The sequence below is a fragment of the Rhizobium sp. Root1212 genome, assembly GCF_001424985.1.
Lineage (GTDB): Bacteria > Pseudomonadota > Alphaproteobacteria > Rhizobiales > Rhizobiaceae > Pararhizobium.
In genome coordinates this window covers 14939-32485 of the sequence record NZ_LMDA01000022.1, presented here as the reverse complement: position 1 = coordinate 32485, position 17547 = coordinate 14939, and the positions used below count along the sequence as shown (strand labels likewise).

Genomic DNA, 17547 nt, shown 5'->3' with positions numbered 1-17547 from the left:
TCCGGGCGGTTTTTTTATGGCCGCTATTCCTTGATTTCGATACCGGCCTCGTGGGCGGCGGCGATGAAGGCCAGCCGGGCTTCCTCGGGCTTCTTCTTGCCCTTCATCACGGCTTCGATGACAAGCAAGGCCTTATCCAGCGCTTCGCCGTCTTCCACGGGCCAATCCTCGATCAGCGCCCAGGAGGCTTCCTGCAGCGTCTTGATGGTGGTGAACTTACCGGGGGCTTCGAGCGCCAGTGTCACGCCCTTGTTCCAGTCGTTGCTCATGGTCTGGTCTCTTTTCAATTCGGCTTCGGATTTTCTGTCGGCAAAGGCAGCCCGCCCGAACCTTCGCCCGCCATCATGCCGCCCACCATCGGGGCTTTATAGTCATCCGACAGCGGCAGCCAGCGTTCGCGGTCGAAAAAGCTGGCGACGGGGGATTTGCGGGGTTTGCCGGGGGCCTGGCTAGCCATGAAATTATAACGCGGCACGTCGCCCATCTCCTTCTTGAAGCGGATGCGGCTGCCGAAGCTTTCCAGCTCGAATTCCTTCAGCGAGCGCACGAGCCGCACGACCTCCTCGCTGTTTTCCCACTGCACCCGCTCAAGGAAGATCATCGCGGCATCGGCGGCGAGCGCCGCCACCGGGCCGCTGTCGGCCGGGCGTTCGATGTTGAGCTTGACGCGGAAGGAGGTCACCCGGTTTTCGCCGTCGCCCTTGATCAGCACGAAGATCGAGGATTCATCGGCGCCGTTGCCGTCGGTGGAGGGCAGCAGCGTGGTAAGCGAGGAACATTCCCAGTTGTCGCGGTTGCTGCTGCTGATCACCCAGTCCATGCCGCGGAAGCCGGCTTCCTTCACCTCATCGCACAGGCTGCGCGGATCGCTGCGGATGATGCGCAGGAAGGTCTGCGGCGGGCTTTTCATGTCGGCGAAGGCGTAAACGGGCAGCGCCATGCGCGCCGGCGGCAGCCGCTTGCCCTTGATCGGGAGGACGCGAACCGGCTTTTCCGGTTCGGAAGACAAGGTTATCCGGGCGCGCGGTTCGATACCGAAATAGCGGAAAAGCAGTCGTAGATTGCGTCCGTCATTGGCAAGAAGAACGGTCGCCAGAATGCCGGCGAAGATGACAAGCAAGGCGACGAGGAAAAACAGCTTTCCCGACCGCTCCCTTTTACCCTCAGCCATCGTTGATCTGTCCGCCGTTTTTCAATTCCGCTTAAGCGCAATCTACTGCAGAATCCCTAATGGGAGGACGGGTGCGGACGTAATTTACCGTGTCCGGCGGTTGAACTGCTTTTGGCGGAAGGCCGACAGGATCACATAGACGATAAGCAGCGGCCAGACGAGGCAGGCCAGAAGGCCCAGAACGCGCATCATATCCCACTCGCCGCCGGCAAGTTCGCCCTCACGGAAACTGCTGTCGAGAAACAGCAGGACGACCGCGCCGTAGAGCGTCGACAGGATATAGGACCACAGCATCGGTACATTCCAGATTGCATTTCGCGCGCCTCGGCTGTCACAAAGCCATCGAGCTGCAGGGTAATCCGGACACAAACCCCCGCAGCGGCGCGATATCCATCAGTTGCACGATTCGACGCCGGGGAAAAGATCATGGTTCCCCGATCAGCGCCGCATGCAGTCGCATGACCTCCGGCGCCACTGTCTTGTGACGCGGCAGGCCGAGATAATAGCCGTAGCCGGTCGAAAGCTGCGCCACCCCCAGCCGCACCAAACGCCCGTCTTCCAACTGCTGGTCGATCAGCCCGAGGCTGCCGAGAGCGATGCCGTCGCCGCGAAGCGCCGCATCGATCGCCATCACATAGGTCGAGAAGGAGTAGCGCGGCGCGGGCGGTTTTATGCGCGGTGCCGTGGAGACCCGATCGAACCATTGCCGGAACGAGATCCAGTGGGCGTTGAAGCGCTCGTAATCGATGAGATCGAAGCGGGCGATGTCATCTGTCGTGACCGTGGTGGGGTCGATGCCGCGGTTTTCGAGGTAACCCGGTGCCGCGACCGGGGCGAGCACTTCCGGCATCAGCAGCGTCAGGTCCCAGCGCGGGTGCTCGCCGGTGGAATAGAGAATGACAAGGTCGTTGTTTTCGGACGCGAGATCGGACGGAGTGTCGGAGGTGAGGAGGCGCAGGGATGTTTGCGGGTTCTCGTTGCCGAAATCGCGCAGGCGACGGCCGAGCCAGAGATGGGAGACCGAACCGCTGGCGGCAATCGCGATCGTGCCGCCCGTCTGCGGGCGAAAGGCTTCGAGACTTTCTTCCAGATAGTCGAGCGTTGCCCGCACCCGCTGGAACAGACGCTCGCCTTTTGGTGTCAGGGCGAGGTTCTTGCCGCGGCGCTCGAAGAGATCGGCCCCGAGATGCTCCTCCAGCCCCTTGATCCGCCGGCTGACGGCCGCCTGGGTGATATTGAGTTCCCGACCGGCGCGGGAAAAGTTCATATGCCGGCAGGCGGCGTCGAAGACGCGGAAGGCTTCGAGCGGTATGTGGCTCAGCATCATCCTGGATAACCTGAAATCATCGATATTGCCGAGAATTGGCCGGATTTGAAAATATCAGATTGTGATGCAGGGTAAAGCAATCCATTCGCATCAGGATATGTGCCCCGTGAGCTTCTCCACCTCCTTCGTTCCTGAAATCCGCTTCGGCAACGATCTGCACCGGGAAATCGGCGCCGCCACCGCCGGTCTTGGCGGGGTCAAATCCGCCGCGCTCGTCATCGATGGTTTCCTCGCCCGCTCGGGTCTTGCCGATACGATCGCCGCAAGCCTCGCGGAGAACGGCATCGGTGCGCGCGTGTTCTCCGATTTTGCCGGCGAACCGAAACTCGCCCATGTCCGCGCTGCGACGGAGGCGGTCAGAGGGGCCGATCTGGTCATCGGCGTCGGCGGCGGCTCGGCACTCGATATCGCCAAGATCGCGGCCTGTTGTGCTGCCTCCGGCAAGGATGCGATGCATTATGCGCTCGCCGCCAATCCCCTGCCGAAGCACCCGTTGAAGAAGATCATGGTGCCGACCACCGCCGGCACCGGCTCGGAAACCTCCGCCACCAACATCTTCGCCGGGCCGGAAGGCAAGAAGCTCTGGATCTGGGGTGCGGAAACCAAGGCGGATCTGGTCATTCTCGATCCCGTCCTGACGGCGACGCTGCCCGCCAATCTTACGGCATGGTGCGGCATGGATGCCTTCATTCACGCCTTCGAAGCCGCGACCAACCGCAATGCCCATGCCGGCGGCACGTTCTACGCCCATGAGGCGCTGCGGCTGCTGACGTCTTCGCTGGAAACGGCGGTGACGGAACCGGACAATCTCGAAGCCCGCGGCAAGGTGCTGCTCGGCTCCTGCTATGCCGGCATCGCCATCGACAATTGCGGCACGGCCATCGCCCACACTATCAGCCATGCGCTGGCCGGTCTTGCCCCCGTTCATCACGGCCTTGCCACCGCGCTCGGCTTCGAGGCGACGATTGCCTGGCTGGTCGAGGCGGAGACAGCCGATCTCAATGCCGCCGCCCGCGCCGCAGGCCTTGCCGATGCCGCGGCCCTTCCGGCTTTCGTCACCGGGCTGATGGATCGTGTCGCTATCGTCCGCGCCTTGCCGGCCGGCTTCTCCGCCTTCGACGGACAAGCGCTCGCCGCCGAGATGAAGGCGCCGGAAAACCAGCCGATGCGGCGCTCGACCATCCGCGATGTCACCGATGCCGATATCGATCATTTCGCCGCTTCCATCATGTCCCTGCCGAAGGCTGCCTGATCATGACCGCTTCCTACACACGCGATTACTGGGAAAAAGCCCTTTCCGCCCTTGCTGTCGACGGTCGGCATTTCATTGACGGCCAGTCCGTTGCGACTGCCTCGGGGCGTACGTTTACCCGGACGCGCCCGATGGACGGAAAGCCCGGCGCCGTGCTGCAGCGCGGTGACGCCGCCGATATCGACCGCGCCGTCGCCGCGGCCCGTGCCGCCTTCGCAAGCGGTGTGTGGCGTCACAAGGAGCCGCTGGAAAAGAAGAAGATCATGCTGAAATGGGCCGAACTGATCCGTGCCCATGGCGAGGAGCTGGCGCTGCTCGAAACGCTCGATGTCGGCAAGCCGGTGCTTGCCTCGCTCAACGTCGATGTGCGGCTCTGCGCCGACGGCATCCAGTATTATGCCGAGATGATCGACAAGATGTATGACGAGATCGCCCCGACCGGGCCGAATGCCCGCGCGCTGGTGCGCAAGGTGCCGATCGGCGTCATCGGCGCGATCACGCCGTGGAACTATCCGATGATCATCGATGCCTGGAAGCTTGGGCCTGCGATCGCCGCCGGCAACTCCGTGGTGCTGAAGCCGGCGGAGCAATCTTCGCTTTCGGCGATCCGGCTGGCGCAGCTTGCCGTCGAGGCGGGGCTTCCGGCCGGCGTCTTCAATGTCGTCACCGGCTTTGGCGAGGAAACCGGCAAGCCGCTGGCGCTGCATATGGATGTCGACATGATCGCCTTTACCGGCTCGACCGAGGTCGGCAAGCTGATCATGGGCTATGCTGCAGGGTCCAACGTCAAGCGGGTGGCGCTGGAGCTTGGCGGCAAGTCGCCGCTCGTCGTTTTCGAGGATGCCGATCTCGATGCGGCGGCCTCGGCAGCGGCCTGGGGCTGTTTCTACAATTCCGGCGAAACCTGCCATGCTTCCACCCGCCTCATCGTTCATCGTTCGGTGCAAAAGGCCCTGATCGAAAAGATCGAGGCTGTCGCGAAAACCGATATCGCCCTTGCCCATCCGTTCGAGCCCGCCGCCCAGATCGGCGCGCTGATCGAAAAAGAACACATGGACAAGGTGCTCTCGATGATCGCGGCCGGCGAAAAAGAGGGTGCCCGTCGTGCCTTCGGGGCCGAACAGGTTCTCTCCGACACCGGCGGCTATTATATCTCGCCCGGCGTCTTCGTGGACATGAGCAACGACATGAGCCTTGCCCGGCAGGAGATTTTCGGGCCGGTGCTGGCTGCCATTCCTTTCGATACCGAGGAGGAAGCGCTGAAGATCGCCAACGATACGATCTATGGGCTGGCGGGAGCGGTCTTTACCCGCGACATGAACCGGGCGCACCGCTTTTCCGAGGCGATCCACGCGGGTACCGTCTGGATCAACACCTACGATATGTCGAATTTCGCAACGCCCTTCGGTGGCTTCAAGCAATCCGGCTTCGGCCGCGACCGCTCGGTGCATGCGATCGACAAATATTGCGATTACAAGACGATCTGGCAGCAGTTCGGCTGACAGACGAGGGTGCGGCATTTCCTTCTCCCCGCTTGCGGGGAGAAGGTGCCCGATAGGGCGGAGGAGGGGCGGAAGCCGCGGCATTTGCGGGTGCCGAGATTTGCCCCTCACCCTAACCCTCTCCCCGCAGGCGGGGAGAGAGGACAACAGAGACTGGTTGCCATTCCGCAGGAGAGCCCCATGAGCAAGATCGTTTCCATCGAGATCAGCCACCATCGACTGCCGCTCGACCCGGCCTTCAAGGCCAGCTGGGATGGCCGGCCGCGAAAACATTTCGATGCGACGATCGTTCGCGTCCGGGATGACGAGGGGCGCGAGGGCATCGGTTCGGGCGACCTGATGAAGGGTTTCGAGGGGCACGAGGAGCTTTTCATCGGTCATGATCCGCGCCATCTGGAGCGGCATTACGAAGTGCTCTCCCATATCAATTTCCATTATGGCCGCTGCTGGCCGATGGATCTGGCGCTCTGGGATCTTGCCGGCAAGATCACCGGTGAACCGGTCTGGCGCATGCTGGGTGGGAGGGCGGATCGGGTGCGGCTTTATGCGTCTTCGGGCGTTTTGCGCGAACCGTCGGCCATGGCGGATCAGGCCGAGCGATATATCGAGGAAGGTTTTCCGGCGATGAAGGTGCGGTTTTCCGCTTCGTCCGGCGGGCGTGGCGGATGGCGGGCCGATGTGCGGGCGCTGGAGGCGATCCGCGCACGGGTCGGCGACCGGCTGGAATTGATGGTCGATTGCAATCAGGGTTGGCGCATGCCCTGGGATACGACATTGCCCTGGCATTTCAAGGATGCGCTGGCGGTTGCCCGCGAGCTGGAACGGCTCGGCGTCTTCTGGATGGAAGAGCCGCTGCACCGGTCGGATCGCGAGGGGATGCGCAGGCTTTCGGATGCGACGTCGCTGCGGATTGCCGGGGGCGAGATGACGCGGGAGCTTTATGAATTCCGCGATATCATCGAGACACGCGCCTTCGATGTCATTCAGCCGGATGTGGCTCTGGTCGGCGGCATTACCGGCTGCCGCAGGCTTGCCTTCCAGGCGCGGGAGGCGGGGGTGATGTTCACACCGCATTCCTGGACCAACGGCATTGGGGTGCTGGCCAATGCGCATCTGACGGCCGGCTGCGGCGATGCGCCGTTCCTTGAGTATCCCTATGATAACCCGGAATGGAGCGAGGCGCGGCGCGATTATCCGATGGCAGCGCCGCTGAAACACACGGGCGGCTGGCTGGAACTTGGCGAGGTGCCGGGCCTCGGCGTCGTGCTCGATGAGGAGCGGCTGGCGGCGACGAGGCTGTGAGCTGGTTTATTCGGCCGGCGCCCGGCGAAGCGTGGCGCTGCTGCCCGAAAAGATGATGAAGGCGAACATCAGGACGCCGGCGAAGGTGATCAGCGAGGCGATGCCGACGACCGGTTCCAGCGCCGGGTTGCCGGACAGCATCAGGTAGAGTGCCGGCACCATGAGCGCCACGCCGAAAGTGTAGACGGCATATTGCAGCATGGCGATGCGGCGCTCGGCCTTTTCCGGGTTCAGGGCATAGTAGCCACCGAAGATGGCCATGGTGACCCAGCCCAGAAGATTGGCATGGGCGTGAGCGCCGATGATGCTGTGATCCCCGGATATGCCCATCTTGAGGCCCATACAGAGACCGACGATCAAAAAGACGATTGCCGTGCGAAAATAAAGATGCGCGATGCGTGGCATGGGTTCCCCTCCCAAAACACCCCCTCGATGGGTACGAAGGGGATTCTATCACTTCAGTGGGCCGGCGGTGAGCGCCGATTTTGGGCGATTATAGGCCGGCTTTGCCTTGCGAGCATCTTTTTAACGATTTCCTTTTATAGTTCGCTTCTGGCGCAGACGGTCCCCAGGGCCGCGCATGAAGCAGTGCGCCCGCACCGGATGTCGCCGGCAATCAACACATTCTACCGACGCCATGCGTCCGGGGCTTGAAGCTGCGGGAAGGACCGAAGATGACGAATGCACTGAAGATGGCCGGCTTTGACGGCGAAACGCTCGAGATCATCGCGTTCCGCCTTCACGATCAGGAGTTCTGCGTCAGGACGACGACGATCCGCGAAATCCGCGGCTGGGCGCCTTCGACGCCGATCCCGCATTCGCCGCCGGAAGTCATCGGCGTCATGAACCTGCGCGGCACGGTCATTCCGATCATCGATCTCGCCCACAAGCTCGGCATGAAGAGCACGACCGCCAACGAGCGCAGCGCCATCGTCGTCGCCGAAGTGCACAACATGGTCATCGGCCTCGTCGTCGACCGGGTTTCCGATATCCTGACGATCCAGGGCAATCAGGTGCAGCCGGTTCCGGAAATCACGACCTCCTTCGACAAGAGCTATGCGGAAGGCATCATCGCCAACGAGACCGGCATGATCTGCTTCCTTAACCTCGCCCGCATGTTCAAGGAACGCGAGATGGACGACATGGCAGCCTGATCGGCGCCTTCGTTTTTGAAGAATTTGAGGGGCGGCCGAGAGGCCGCTCTTTTCGTTTGTGGGGTCACACGAGCGCAGCGTCATCCTCGCCGACGAAGAAGCGGCGGCGGTATTCGCCGGGGGAGAGGCCGAGGATCTTGCGGAAGATTTTTCGGAAGGCGCCGGGGTCCTCGTAGCCGATCTGCCAGGCGATCTGCTCGACCTTGATGCTGGAGATTTCGAGCAGTTCGCGGGCCTTGGCGATCCTGAGCTGCTGGCAGTATTCCGTCGGGTTCATGCCGGTCGCCTTGTGGAAGCGGCGCAGGAAGGTGCGTTCGCCGAGGCCCGCGCGGTCGGCCATCATCTCCATGGTGATCTTTTCGGCGTGGTGCGCCTGCAGCCAGTGTTGGATCTTCAAAATCGCCTCGTCGCCATGGTGCAGTTTTGGGGCGAAGGTGCTGTAGAAGGTCTGTTCGCGGCCGGCGGGATCGACAAGCATGAAACGCGCCGTGGCGAGCTGGATGCTCGGGCTCATGAAGCGGGCGACGAGTTTCAGGCCGAGATCGATCCAGGCCATCATCGCGCCGGCGGTGATGATATCGCCGTCGTCGATGATCAGCTTTGTTACATCCACCTTGATGCCGGGGAAGCGGCCGGAAATCAAATCCGAATGGGTCCAGTGGGTTGTTGCCGAGCGGCCTTCCAGCAGGCCTGACTCCGCCATGAGGTAAGCACCCCCGCAGATCGAGCAGATCGTCGTGCCGGCGCCGTGCTGTTCCCTGATCCATGCGGGGAAGGCACCCATGCGCTCGCCGACCGGCAGGTTGGTGAGGCTCGGCGGCAGGATCAGCGCGACCAGGCCGCGACTTGGGCCGGGGTGGCTGTCGAAGACCTTTTCGACGGATCGGGCGTCCGCTGACAGCTGCCAGTGGCTGACACGCATTTTTGCCGGTGCACGGCCGCCCTGTTCGTCGCTCATCAGGTTGGCGACATGGAACAGATCGGTCAGCCCGTGGATCGCGGCCCGCTGGGCGTCCGGGTAAATGACGATACCGATCTCTGCTGCTTCCACCGCCATTTGTCACTTCCGTCGCGCTTAATGTCAGTTTCGCCAATCCCGAGTGTAGGCGGCACGTCGTATAAAAACAACCAGACGAGGGGCTGGCCCGAAACACACGAAAACGAGCCGCTTATCGAGAAAAATCAAACGGATAAACAAGCGAACAGAACCTCTCCCCTCGGGGAGAAGGCAAAGCACGCCGGGCACCGTTCCTTCCCGGTGCCGGGGCATCTTATCAACCCGATAAACCCAAGGAGACCCGCCATGTCCCACGCTGCCATAGCCGCCGATATCCTCCTCGATGAAAACCGCCGCCAGTTTCTGGGTCTCGGTCTTTCGCTTGCCGCTCTTTCTCTCCTGCCGAAAAAGCTCTTTGCCGCCGAGGCGCCGAGCCTCAAACAGGGTGCTTTCGATATCACCGTCTTCAGCGACGGGTTCATCAACCTGCCGGCCAGTATAATCATGCCGGAAGCCGGCGAGGATGAACGCGATGCGATCCTGAAGCGGCTGGGCGGCACGATCGAGGCGACGCCGACGCCTTCGAACATTCCGCTGATCCGGACGGCCAAGGACCTGATCCTGATCGATGTCGGTTCCGGCGATAATTTCCAGGCGACAGCGGGGCTTTTGGAGACCAACCTGAAGCTTGCCGGCATCGATCCGGCTGAGATCACCAAGGTCGTCTTCACCCATGCCCATCCCGATCACACCGGGGCGACGGTGAGGAAGGACGGGACGCTGCGGTATCCCAATGCGGACTACATCGTCAGCGAGAGGGAGTGGAATTTCTGGGCCGATCCTGACTTCGACAGTAAGTATCCCAAGCCGCTGCATGCCTTTGCGCTGGGCGCCAAGCGCGATCTCTTTGCGGTGAAGGACCGGGTGCGGATGGTGAAGGCGGGCGACGATATCGTCACCGGCATCCGCGTGCTCGACACTGCCGGCCATACGCCGGGGCATATCTCGCTCGAATTCGATGGCGGCGACGGGCTGATCATCACCGCGGATGCGGCGACCAATGGCGTCGTTTCCTTCGAGCATCCGGCCTGGAAATTCGGCTTCGATACCGATCAGGAACTGGGGATCAGGAACCGGGTCAAGCTGATGGACCGGGTCGCCAGCGAGAAGACCATGCTGATCGGCTATCATTGGGCCTATTCCGGCCTGGGCCATGCCGAACGCAAGGGCGATGCCTATCGTTACGTGCCATTGAACGGCAAGCCGCTCTGATGCTTCTTGCACGCGGGCATGGCGAATGTCCCCGCGCGCAAAAACGCCGGAGGGAGAGAATGTAAAGCCGGGGCGCCGGAAGCTCCCGCACGGAAATTTTAAAATATGACACCTTCCGGCGCCCCGTTCGGTTTCAAGCAACGCCCCCCGATTCCTCTTCCGAACGGATGACGGCGACCTTTTCAGGGTTCACGCTTGCGGCTTTCGCCGCCGCGCACGAAAGGCCCGAAGGCCAGTTGCCGGTCCTCTAGTGCCCCACAGGCACGCACCACTCTCTTTCAAGCGGCAGGGGAATCATTCCGACGCCTCCCTGGATAAGGACCTGCGTCCCTTCCTTACCCCGGAACCGATCGCACCTCGTCGCGACGCCTCGCGATGCAGCCGATGGTGCAACGCCGATGAGGATGGCACAGACTTTCCATGCGGGGATGAACGGGGACGATGCGGGGTCGCTTGACCTCAACCGGAGGGCGGCCTATCTCGAAGGCATTGGGGGAGCACGCTTGATGACGCTGGACACGATCCGCACGAAACTGCGCGGGCTCTATCTCGGGACGACGGTGAAGGCGATCCGCTTTCAGGTCGCCATGGCGGTCATCGATCTCGCCATCATCATCTTCTTCCTCCTCGGGCCTTACCTCGGCAACGGGCGCTCCTACCTGATCGCCGACTATACGATCGCCTTCATCATTGCCTGCGAACTGGCGGCGCGCATTCTGGTTGCGACCGATTTCAAGCGATGGCTGCTCAGGCCGATGACCTGGGTGGACATCGTCGTGCTCGGCACGCTGCTGTTTCCGCAACAGCTTTCCAATTTCGCTTTCTTAAGGGCTTTCCGCATCTGGTCTTTGGGGCAGAGCAAGGCTTTCGCCATGCTGATGAAGCGGGCCGGCTGCGGGGAATGGGAGGACGTGATCAAGGCGGTGATCAATTTCATCACCTTCCTGTTCCTCGTGACCGGCTTTGTCTACGCGACCTTTTTCTATCATGACGTCGGCATTACCGGCTTCGTCGATGCGCTCTATTTCACGGTGGCGACGATCACCACCACCGGCTTCGGCGACATCACCTTGCCGGGCACGCTCGGCAAGCTGACCTCGATCGTCACCATGATCTTCGGCATTTCGCTGTTCGTGCGGCTGGCGCAGACGATCATCCGGCCGCACAAGGTGGCGTTTCCCTGCCCGCAATGCGGGCTGCAGCGGCATGATTACGACGCCGTGCACTGCAAGGCCTGCGGGCATATTCTGAATATTCCCGACGAGGGGACGTGAGACGTTGACTTCGGGGGTGGATCGATCACGATCCGCGTCGTGTTTCATCGAAAGAGGAGATTTGCCGAATGAGCCTTTTGCGCGTGGGGTCTGCACTGATCGTCTTTTTCGCGTTTGCTACGGTGCCGGCGATGGCCGCCATTCCGCTGCTTAACGCCGTCTGCCCAGGCAATATCGAGGTGCATGCGGATCAGGGCGGGCCGGTCTATCTCAACGGCAAGGAAGCCAAGCTCAAGGTCTTCAACGAGAATTATTACGAAGCCAAGGGGGCGGGCATCACGGTATCGCTCAGCATCAACCCGGATGGCACGCCTTCGGTTTCCTATACCGGCAAGCATGGGGCGAACGGGGTCTGCACGCTGAAATAGCCGGAGGAGACGTGGGATTTCGTCGTGAGACAAGACCCCTCCCCAACCCTCCCCACAAGGGGGAGGGGGATAAGGAGCAAGTTTTGGCCTCAGAGTCTCAACACCCTCGATAAGCTCCCTCGCCTTTGTGGGGAGGGGTCTTTTTGAGCCTCGCCCTCAATATTCCTTCTCGTAAAAGATGCCGCCGCCTGTGCCGGTGGCGCCGGCTTCGCCGCGCAGCTTGACGCCGCGGCCGACGTCGAGGTTGATGATCGCCTTGCCGCCGCCGGCTTCGGAGCCGGATTGCAGTTCCAGATAGGTGCGATCGTTCAGGTATTTGCCGGCCGAGACCTGGGCGCCGCCCTTGGCGTCCGTGGTGACGTCGAGATCGTCGACGCCGAGCTTGTTGCGCAGGCCGCTGAGCAGCGAATTCGACCGGCCGCCGGCAAGCTCGGCGACGGCGCTGGCCAGTTGTGCGATCTGGAAGGCCGAGAGGTTCGACAGCGAGCGGTTGAAGATCAGCTGTGCCAGGATTTCATCCTGCGGCAAGGCGGGCGACGAGGAGAAGGTGACCGTTGGATTGTTGGCGAGGCCGCCGACATTGACGGTGATCGTCGTCGAACCGGCCGACGAGGTGGCGTCGAGATCGAGCGCCGGGATGAGGTTGCCGCCGAAGGTGATGTTGCCGTCGGTGAAGGTCAGGCGCTTGCCGAGGATTTCCAGGCGCCCGCGGCGCATTTCGAAACCGCCGGAAACATTCGGCTGCGAGGCGGTGCCGCGGATCGTCAGATCGCCGCCAAGCTCGGCATCGATGCCGCGGCCGCGCACGAATAGGTGGTTGGGCGCCGAGACGACGAGATCGAAATTGATGTCGTTGCTCTTGCTGCGGCCGCCGGTGTCCTTGGCGTGCAGGTCCTTCTGCATGCGGCGGACATCGGCCGGGGCGTCGCGGTGCTTGATGTCGATTTCAGACAGCGACGGCGGCAGTTTTTCGGGGATGGTGATCGCCGCCTTGGTGATCGTGACCTTGCCGCCGACGACGGGCGAGGCGACCAGCGAGCCCTTGATCGTCACCATGCCGTCGAGATGGGCGGTCAGCAGGGTGCCGTCGACGTAATTGGCTTTGTCGAGGCGGATCGAGAGATCGGCCGGGAAGCCGGAGCCGGGCTCGATGCCGACGGTGCCGGTGGCGGAGACATTGCCGCCGCTCGCCAGCTTGCCGCCGAGCTGATCGATGCGGGCCTGGCGGCCGTCGAGGGCGATATTGGCTGCGAGATTGGTGATCGCAAGGTTGCGGCGCACATCGACGAAGCGGGCGCCGGATGTGGTGATCGTGCCGGTGACGAGAGGCGCGCTGGCGGTGCCGGCGACCGCGACATCGACCTTGGCATTGCCGGTCAGCATGAAGCCCTGTTCCGAGAGGATGGCCGAGAGCAGCGAGAAAGGCAGGTCGCCGTTGAGCTTCAGCGAGAGCGGGCGGTTGCCGGCGAGGCCGACCTTGCCGCCGCCGCGGAAGGAAAAGCCGCCGGCACCGGACAGCGTGGTTTGCAGATCGACGGTGTTGTTGGCGAACTGGCCGTTGGCGGCGATGCTCAGGGCACCGACACCGACACCGACACCGGCGCTGCGGGCCTGGGCGACATTGGCGTTGGCCCATTTGAGATCATAGGCGACGACCGGGGCTGATGCCGTGCCCTTGACGCCGACGGTACCGCTAATCGCGCCTTCCGCGCCGAGCGAGGGGACGAAGGTGTTGATGAGGGCGGCCGGAAGCGAGGCGATTTTCACGTCGAGGGCGAGCTTTTCGCCGGCCGTGCCGTCGACGGTGACCGTGCCGCCGGAAGCGCCGATGGTGAGCGCGTTCAGCGCCACCGTGCCGTTCTGGATGGTGATGGTCGTCGGGCGGGCGAGCTTGACGGCGATCTTGCGCGGGGCGGCGCTGAAGGAGGCGAGGTTGACGGTGGTCTTGCCGGCGGCGTTCAGGATATCGCCGCGCAGGGCAAGGGGGGCGCCGTCGTAGTTGCCATCGAGACGGACGTTTGTTTTTGCGCCCTGCTGGTCGAAATCGAGCTTCAGGCCGTTGAGGCGGTTGGCGCCTTGCGTGAAAGTTTCGACGGAGAGATTGCCGCGGATGGCCAGCGCCTTCAGATCGGCGATGGTGATGTCGGCGACGGGTTTCGAGATGACGAGATCGCCGCGCTTGATGCCGCTGCCGCTGGCCTTCAGTGCGACGGAGGTCTTGCCGCCCGCGGTGGCGATGGTGGCGGAGCCGGCGATGTCGCCGCTCGCCTTTTCGCCGGCCATGGCGGCCAGAAGCGCGACGTCGGGGAAGTTGAAGGCGACGGAGCCGTCCGGCTTGAAGTCTTCGGAGAAATTGACGGCGCCGGTCAGGGTGTTGTCGCCGATGCGGGCTTCCAGCGTCGGGATACTGGTGCGGCCGTCCTTGGAGATGAGGTCGGCCTTGACGTTGATCGCCTGGCCGCCGATGGCGCCGGTGGCCGTGATCTTGGCCTGCGGGCTCTTCGGGTCGGCGGTCGCATCGATGCTGGCGACGAGATCGCTTAAGGTGCGGCCGGCGAGCGTTGCGCCGCTGGAGGTGATTTCGGCCTTGACGACCGGGGCTTCGAGCGGGCCGGTGGCGTCGATCTTGAAGCGGGCGGTGCCGGAGGCCTCAGTGAGCGCCTTGCCGAGGTTCGGCAGTTCGCCGGCGAGGGCGGCCTGGAGCTGGCCGGATTTCAGCGACACGGTGCCGGCGGCGTTGACGGTGCCGGAGGCGATTTGCAGGTTGGTGACGTCGACCGCGCCCTCCGCGCCGGTGGCGAGGCGACCGGTGACGGCGACCGGCGTGTCGAATTTCGCGGCGGCGGCCGGGGGCAGGGCTGCGGGCTCGGCCTGCAGCGAGAAGGTCATCGACACGAGCTTGTCGTCGAGGGTGAAGCGGCCGTTGAGCGCGCCGTCGAGATGGGCGCTGTCGATCGTCACCGGCTCGAAGGCGATGGCACGGTTTGCCATGTTGAGGCGGGCGTCGATCTTGACCGGGGCCTTGACGAGGCGGTCGATATTGGCGTCGGCGAAGCGGGTCGAGGCGGCCTCGATGCGGGCGGTCAGCACGCCGCTCTGGGTGGACACGTTGAAGGCGTCGCTGTGGGCCTTCAGGGTGACCGCGCCGATTTCGCCTTGCTGCAAAGCGAGGCTTGCGACGTCGGCGGTTGCGTCGATGGCCAGCGCTTCGAGCGGGCCTTTGACGGTCGCGGTCGCGCCGTTGATGCGGGCACGGATTTCGCCCTTTTCCTGCGGGATGGCGAATTCGAGCTGGGGGCTGCCGGCCAGCGTGGCGGTGAGGTCGAGCGTCTTGCCGGCGGTGCCGTTGACGGTGAGGGTGCCGCCATTGGCGGCGATCTTGAGGTCCTTCAGCTGAACGGTGCCGTTTTCGATGGCGATGGCCGTCGAGGCCGGCAGCGAAAGCGGGATGCCGTTGAGGGTCGCGGTCAGCGAATTCAGCGCAATTTCCGTGCGGCCGGCGGCGCTGGCGAGCGAGCCGGCGGCGGCGAGCGGGGTGCCGTCGTAATTGCCGGTGACGTTGAAATCGGTCTTGCCGGCCTGCTGGGTGAAACCGAGCTTCAGGGCGTCGAGGCGGGTTTCACCCTGGACGATCTGTTCCGCCGAGACGGTGCCGGTGATGGCGAGCGCCTTCAGGTCGGCAATGGCGATATCGGCGACGGGCTTCACCACCTTCAGGCCGTCGCGGTCGATGCCGGAGCCGTTGGCCTTGATGGTGGCGGATGTGACGCCGTTGGCGCTCTTGATCGAGATGGAGCCGGCGAGATCGCCGGTCGCCTGCTGGCCGGCCATGGCGGCGAGAAGGCCGAGATCGGGCAGGTTGAAGGCGAGGTCGCCGTTCGGCTGGAAATCGGGCGTCAGCGTCAGAGCGCCGTTGAGCTTGTTGTCGCCGATGGTCGCTTCGAGCGTCGGGATGGTGATGGTGTTATCTTCCGAGGCGAGCTTTGCCTTGACGTCGATGGTCTGGCCGTCGATGGCGCCGGTGGCGGTGATGTCGGCGAGCGGGCTCATCGGATTGGCGGTGCCGCTGGCGGTGACGACGAGGTTGCTCAGGGTGCGGCCGGCAAGGGTCGCGCCGTCGGAGGTGATCTCCGCCTTGACGCCGAGGGTGGCGATGGCGCCGGACGTGTCGATCTTGAAGGATGCGGCACCCTTGGCGTCCGTGAGCAGCTTGCCGAGATCGGGCAGCGTGCCGGTGATGGCGGCGTTCAGATTGCCGGCGTCGAGGGCGGCCTTGCCAGCAAGCTCCAGCGTGCCGGATTTGACGGTGAGATCGCTGACGGAGACGGCACCGGTCTTGTCGAGCGACAGGTTGCCGGTGGCGGCAATCGTCGTGTCGAATTTGGCGGCAAGGGCCGGCGGCAGCGTGTCGGGCATGGCGAACAGCTTGAAGGCCATGGCGAGCGCATTGGTCTTCAAGTCGTAGGTGCCGCCCAGCGTGCCGCCGATGCTGGCGCTTTCTAGCGTCGCGGGATTGAAGGCGATGCTTTCCGGCGAGATGGCGAGCGTCGCATCGACCTTGGCGGGGCCGCGGACGAGGCGGGCGAGGTTGGGATCGACGAGATTGATGGCGCCGGTCTCGACATGGGCCTTGGCCGGGCCGCTGCGGCCGGCGAGGTCGAAGGCGTCGCTTGTCGCCGTCAGCTTGATGGCTTCGATGACGCCCTGCGGCAGCGTTGCGGTCGCCAGATTGGCGGAGAGCTGGAGCTTGGCGGCATTCGCCTGACCGTCGAGCGACAGCATCGCCGAGTTGATCGCAAGCTTGGTGTCGCCGTCGCGGCCGGCGATGGTCAGAGGGACCGGGCCGTTTTTGCCGGCGAGTGTTGCCTGCAGGTTGTTTTCGCCGGCCGTGTCGTAAGTGCCGGAGGCGGCGATATCGAGGGAGCCGCTGGAGAGCGTGCCGCGCTCGATGCTGATGCGGGTGCCCGACAGCACGGCGGCGAGGTCGATGGCGGTCTCGCCTTCGAAGAGTGGGCGCAGGTTTTGCGGGAGCAGCGAGGCAAACGTGCCGCCGCCGGTCAGGGCGATGTTGCGGCTGCCGTCGGTGCTCTGGATGTGGCGGGCGTCGAGGTCGAGAATCCGGGTGCCGTCGAGGGCGGCGGTTGCCTTGCCGGTCCAGTCGGAGAGCGGGCCGTCGCCCTTTAGCGCGATTTGTACCGCAGGCGTGCCGGGGAGCTGGAGGGCGCGCGAGAGGAGGCCGCCGCTGATGTCGTTGACGGTCGCGTCGAGCTTCAAGGTGTTGGCCGAGGGGTTGAAGACGATGTTGGCGACGGCCTTCGCATCCGGCTGGTCGCGTTGGGCGACGGCGAGATCCGTGGCGATGCTGGTGTTGGTGGCGTCGAGATTGCCGGTGAGGCTCAGGAACTGGTCGGCGCCGGCGATGTCCTTGCCGATGACGATTTCCGGCAGGTCGAGGGCCGTGATCTTGACGTCGAGCGGCAGTGCGAAGGTCGAGCGGACTTCCTTGGTTTCCTGCGAGGGGATCGGCAGGCGTTCGAGGCGGACCGTGCCGGCCTTGATCAGGCTGGCATCGAAACGGGAGGAGAAAAGGGCGGTTGGCGACCAGTCGATGGCGACGTCGCGGATTTCGGCATAGACGCCCTTGCTGTCGAACAAAGTGACGGTCGAAGCCTTGAAATCGCCGGTCAGGAGCGCGCTCGGATCGGAGATGCGGACGATCTGGTCGGGGGTCGAGGCGTATTTCTCGATCAGCGTTGCGACCATGCGCGCGCCTGGCGCGGTGAAGCCGGCAAACAGGATGAGGAGTACGGCTACGACGACAACGATGCCAAGAAGATAGGCCAGCCAGCGCGACGCGGTTTTGAGGATCAGGACCAGACGATTCATGTCTCTACCCATAACGCAAGTTGTGCCGCGGGCAAACCGCGC

Annotated in this window: 14 protein-coding genes; 7 read left to right on the top strand and 7 right to left on the bottom strand. The window is 63.6% G+C overall.

Annotated features, from left to right (window positions below):
* Positions 1-23: 23 nt before the first annotated feature.
* The 4 genes from ASC86_RS16350 to ASC86_RS16335 all read right to left on the bottom strand — a co-directional run bounded on the left by ASC86_RS16350 (position 24) and on the right by ASC86_RS16335 (position 2498).
* Positions 24-269 carry a DUF982 domain-containing protein gene (locus tag ASC86_RS16350; protein WP_056323384.1) on the bottom strand — a complete coding sequence of 82 codons (246 nt, stop codon included), beginning with the start codon at positions 267-269 and terminating at the stop codon, positions 24-26.
* A gap of 14 nt (positions 270-283) precedes the next feature.
* Positions 284-1171 (bottom strand): DUF6030 family protein, encoded by an 888-nt coding sequence (locus ASC86_RS16345; protein WP_056323381.1) that lies wholly within the window; start codon positions 1169-1171, stop codon positions 284-286.
* An 84-nt stretch (positions 1172-1255) separates the two neighbouring features.
* Positions 1256-1465 carry a hypothetical protein gene (locus tag ASC86_RS16340; protein WP_056323379.1) on the bottom strand — a complete coding sequence of 70 codons (210 nt, stop codon included), beginning with the start codon at positions 1463-1465 and terminating at the stop codon, positions 1256-1258.
* 130 nt (positions 1466-1595) lie between these two features.
* Positions 1596-2498: a LysR substrate-binding domain-containing protein gene (locus ASC86_RS16335; protein WP_244477634.1), complete on the bottom strand. Its 903-nt coding sequence runs from the start codon at positions 2496-2498 to the stop codon at positions 1596-1598.
* Positions 2499-2604: 106 nt separating this feature from the next.
* Between ASC86_RS16335 and ASC86_RS16330 the strand changes: the two genes are divergently transcribed.
* From ASC86_RS16330 to ASC86_RS16320, 3 genes are all read left to right on the top strand, one after another.
* A complete protein-coding gene (locus ASC86_RS16330; protein ID WP_056324245.1) occupies positions 2605-3750 on the top strand; it encodes an iron-containing alcohol dehydrogenase in 1146 nt (381 codons plus the stop codon).
* A 2-nt stretch (positions 3751-3752) separates the two neighbouring features.
* A complete protein-coding gene (locus tag ASC86_RS16325; protein WP_056323377.1) occupies positions 3753-5252 on the top strand; it encodes an aldehyde dehydrogenase family protein in 1500 nt (499 codons plus the stop codon).
* Between the two features lie 180 nt (positions 5253-5432).
* The gene (locus tag ASC86_RS16320; RefSeq protein WP_056323374.1) at positions 5433-6554 is read left to right on the top strand and encodes a mandelate racemase/muconate lactonizing enzyme family protein; all 1122 of its coding nucleotides are present in this window, start codon (positions 5433-5435) and stop codon (positions 6552-6554) included.
* A gap of 6 nt (positions 6555-6560) precedes the next feature.
* On the opposite strand, the gene ASC86_RS16315 is transcribed toward ASC86_RS16320, so the two are convergent.
* Positions 6561-6959 (bottom strand): hypothetical protein, encoded by a 399-nt coding sequence (locus ASC86_RS16315; RefSeq protein ID WP_056323371.1) that lies wholly within the window; start codon positions 6957-6959, stop codon positions 6561-6563.
* A 269-nt stretch (positions 6960-7228) separates the two neighbouring features.
* Between ASC86_RS16315 and ASC86_RS16310 the strand changes: the two genes are divergently transcribed.
* Positions 7229-7708 carry a chemotaxis protein CheW gene (locus tag ASC86_RS16310; RefSeq protein ID WP_056323370.1) on the top strand — a complete coding sequence of 160 codons (480 nt, stop codon included), beginning with the start codon at positions 7229-7231 and terminating at the stop codon, positions 7706-7708.
* A gap of 64 nt (positions 7709-7772) precedes the next feature.
* Here the strand turns inward: ASC86_RS16310 and ASC86_RS16305 are convergent, their stop codons facing one another.
* Positions 7773-8765, bottom strand: coding sequence for a GlxA family transcriptional regulator (locus tag ASC86_RS16305; protein WP_056323368.1), 993 nt, complete (start codon positions 8763-8765; stop codon positions 7773-7775).
* A 246-nt stretch (positions 8766-9011) separates the two neighbouring features.
* On the opposite strand from ASC86_RS16305, the gene ASC86_RS16300 reads away from it, so the two are divergent.
* The 3 genes from ASC86_RS16300 to ASC86_RS16290 all read left to right on the top strand — a co-directional run bounded on the left by ASC86_RS16300 (position 9012) and on the right by ASC86_RS16290 (position 11619).
* Positions 9012-9977 carry an MBL fold metallo-hydrolase gene (locus tag ASC86_RS16300; protein WP_056323365.1) on the top strand — a complete coding sequence of 322 codons (966 nt, stop codon included), beginning with the start codon at positions 9012-9014 and terminating at the stop codon, positions 9975-9977.
* Between the two features lie 506 nt (positions 9978-10483).
* Complete coding sequence (locus ASC86_RS16295) at positions 10484-11251, top strand: potassium channel family protein (RefSeq protein ID WP_056323363.1); 768 nt, start codon at positions 10484-10486, stop codon at positions 11249-11251.
* Positions 11252-11319: 68 nt separating this feature from the next.
* Positions 11320-11619, top strand: a complete 300-nt coding sequence (locus ASC86_RS16290) for a hypothetical protein (protein ID WP_056323359.1) — start codon at positions 11320-11322, stop codon at positions 11617-11619.
* A gap of 156 nt (positions 11620-11775) precedes the next feature.
* Here ASC86_RS16290 and ASC86_RS16285 read toward each other — a convergent pair whose 3' ends face one another.
* Entirely contained in the window at positions 11776-17505 is a 5730-nt protein-coding gene (locus tag ASC86_RS16285; RefSeq protein ID WP_056323356.1) for a translocation/assembly module TamB domain-containing protein, read from the bottom strand.
* Positions 17506-17547 lie beyond the last annotated feature (42 nt).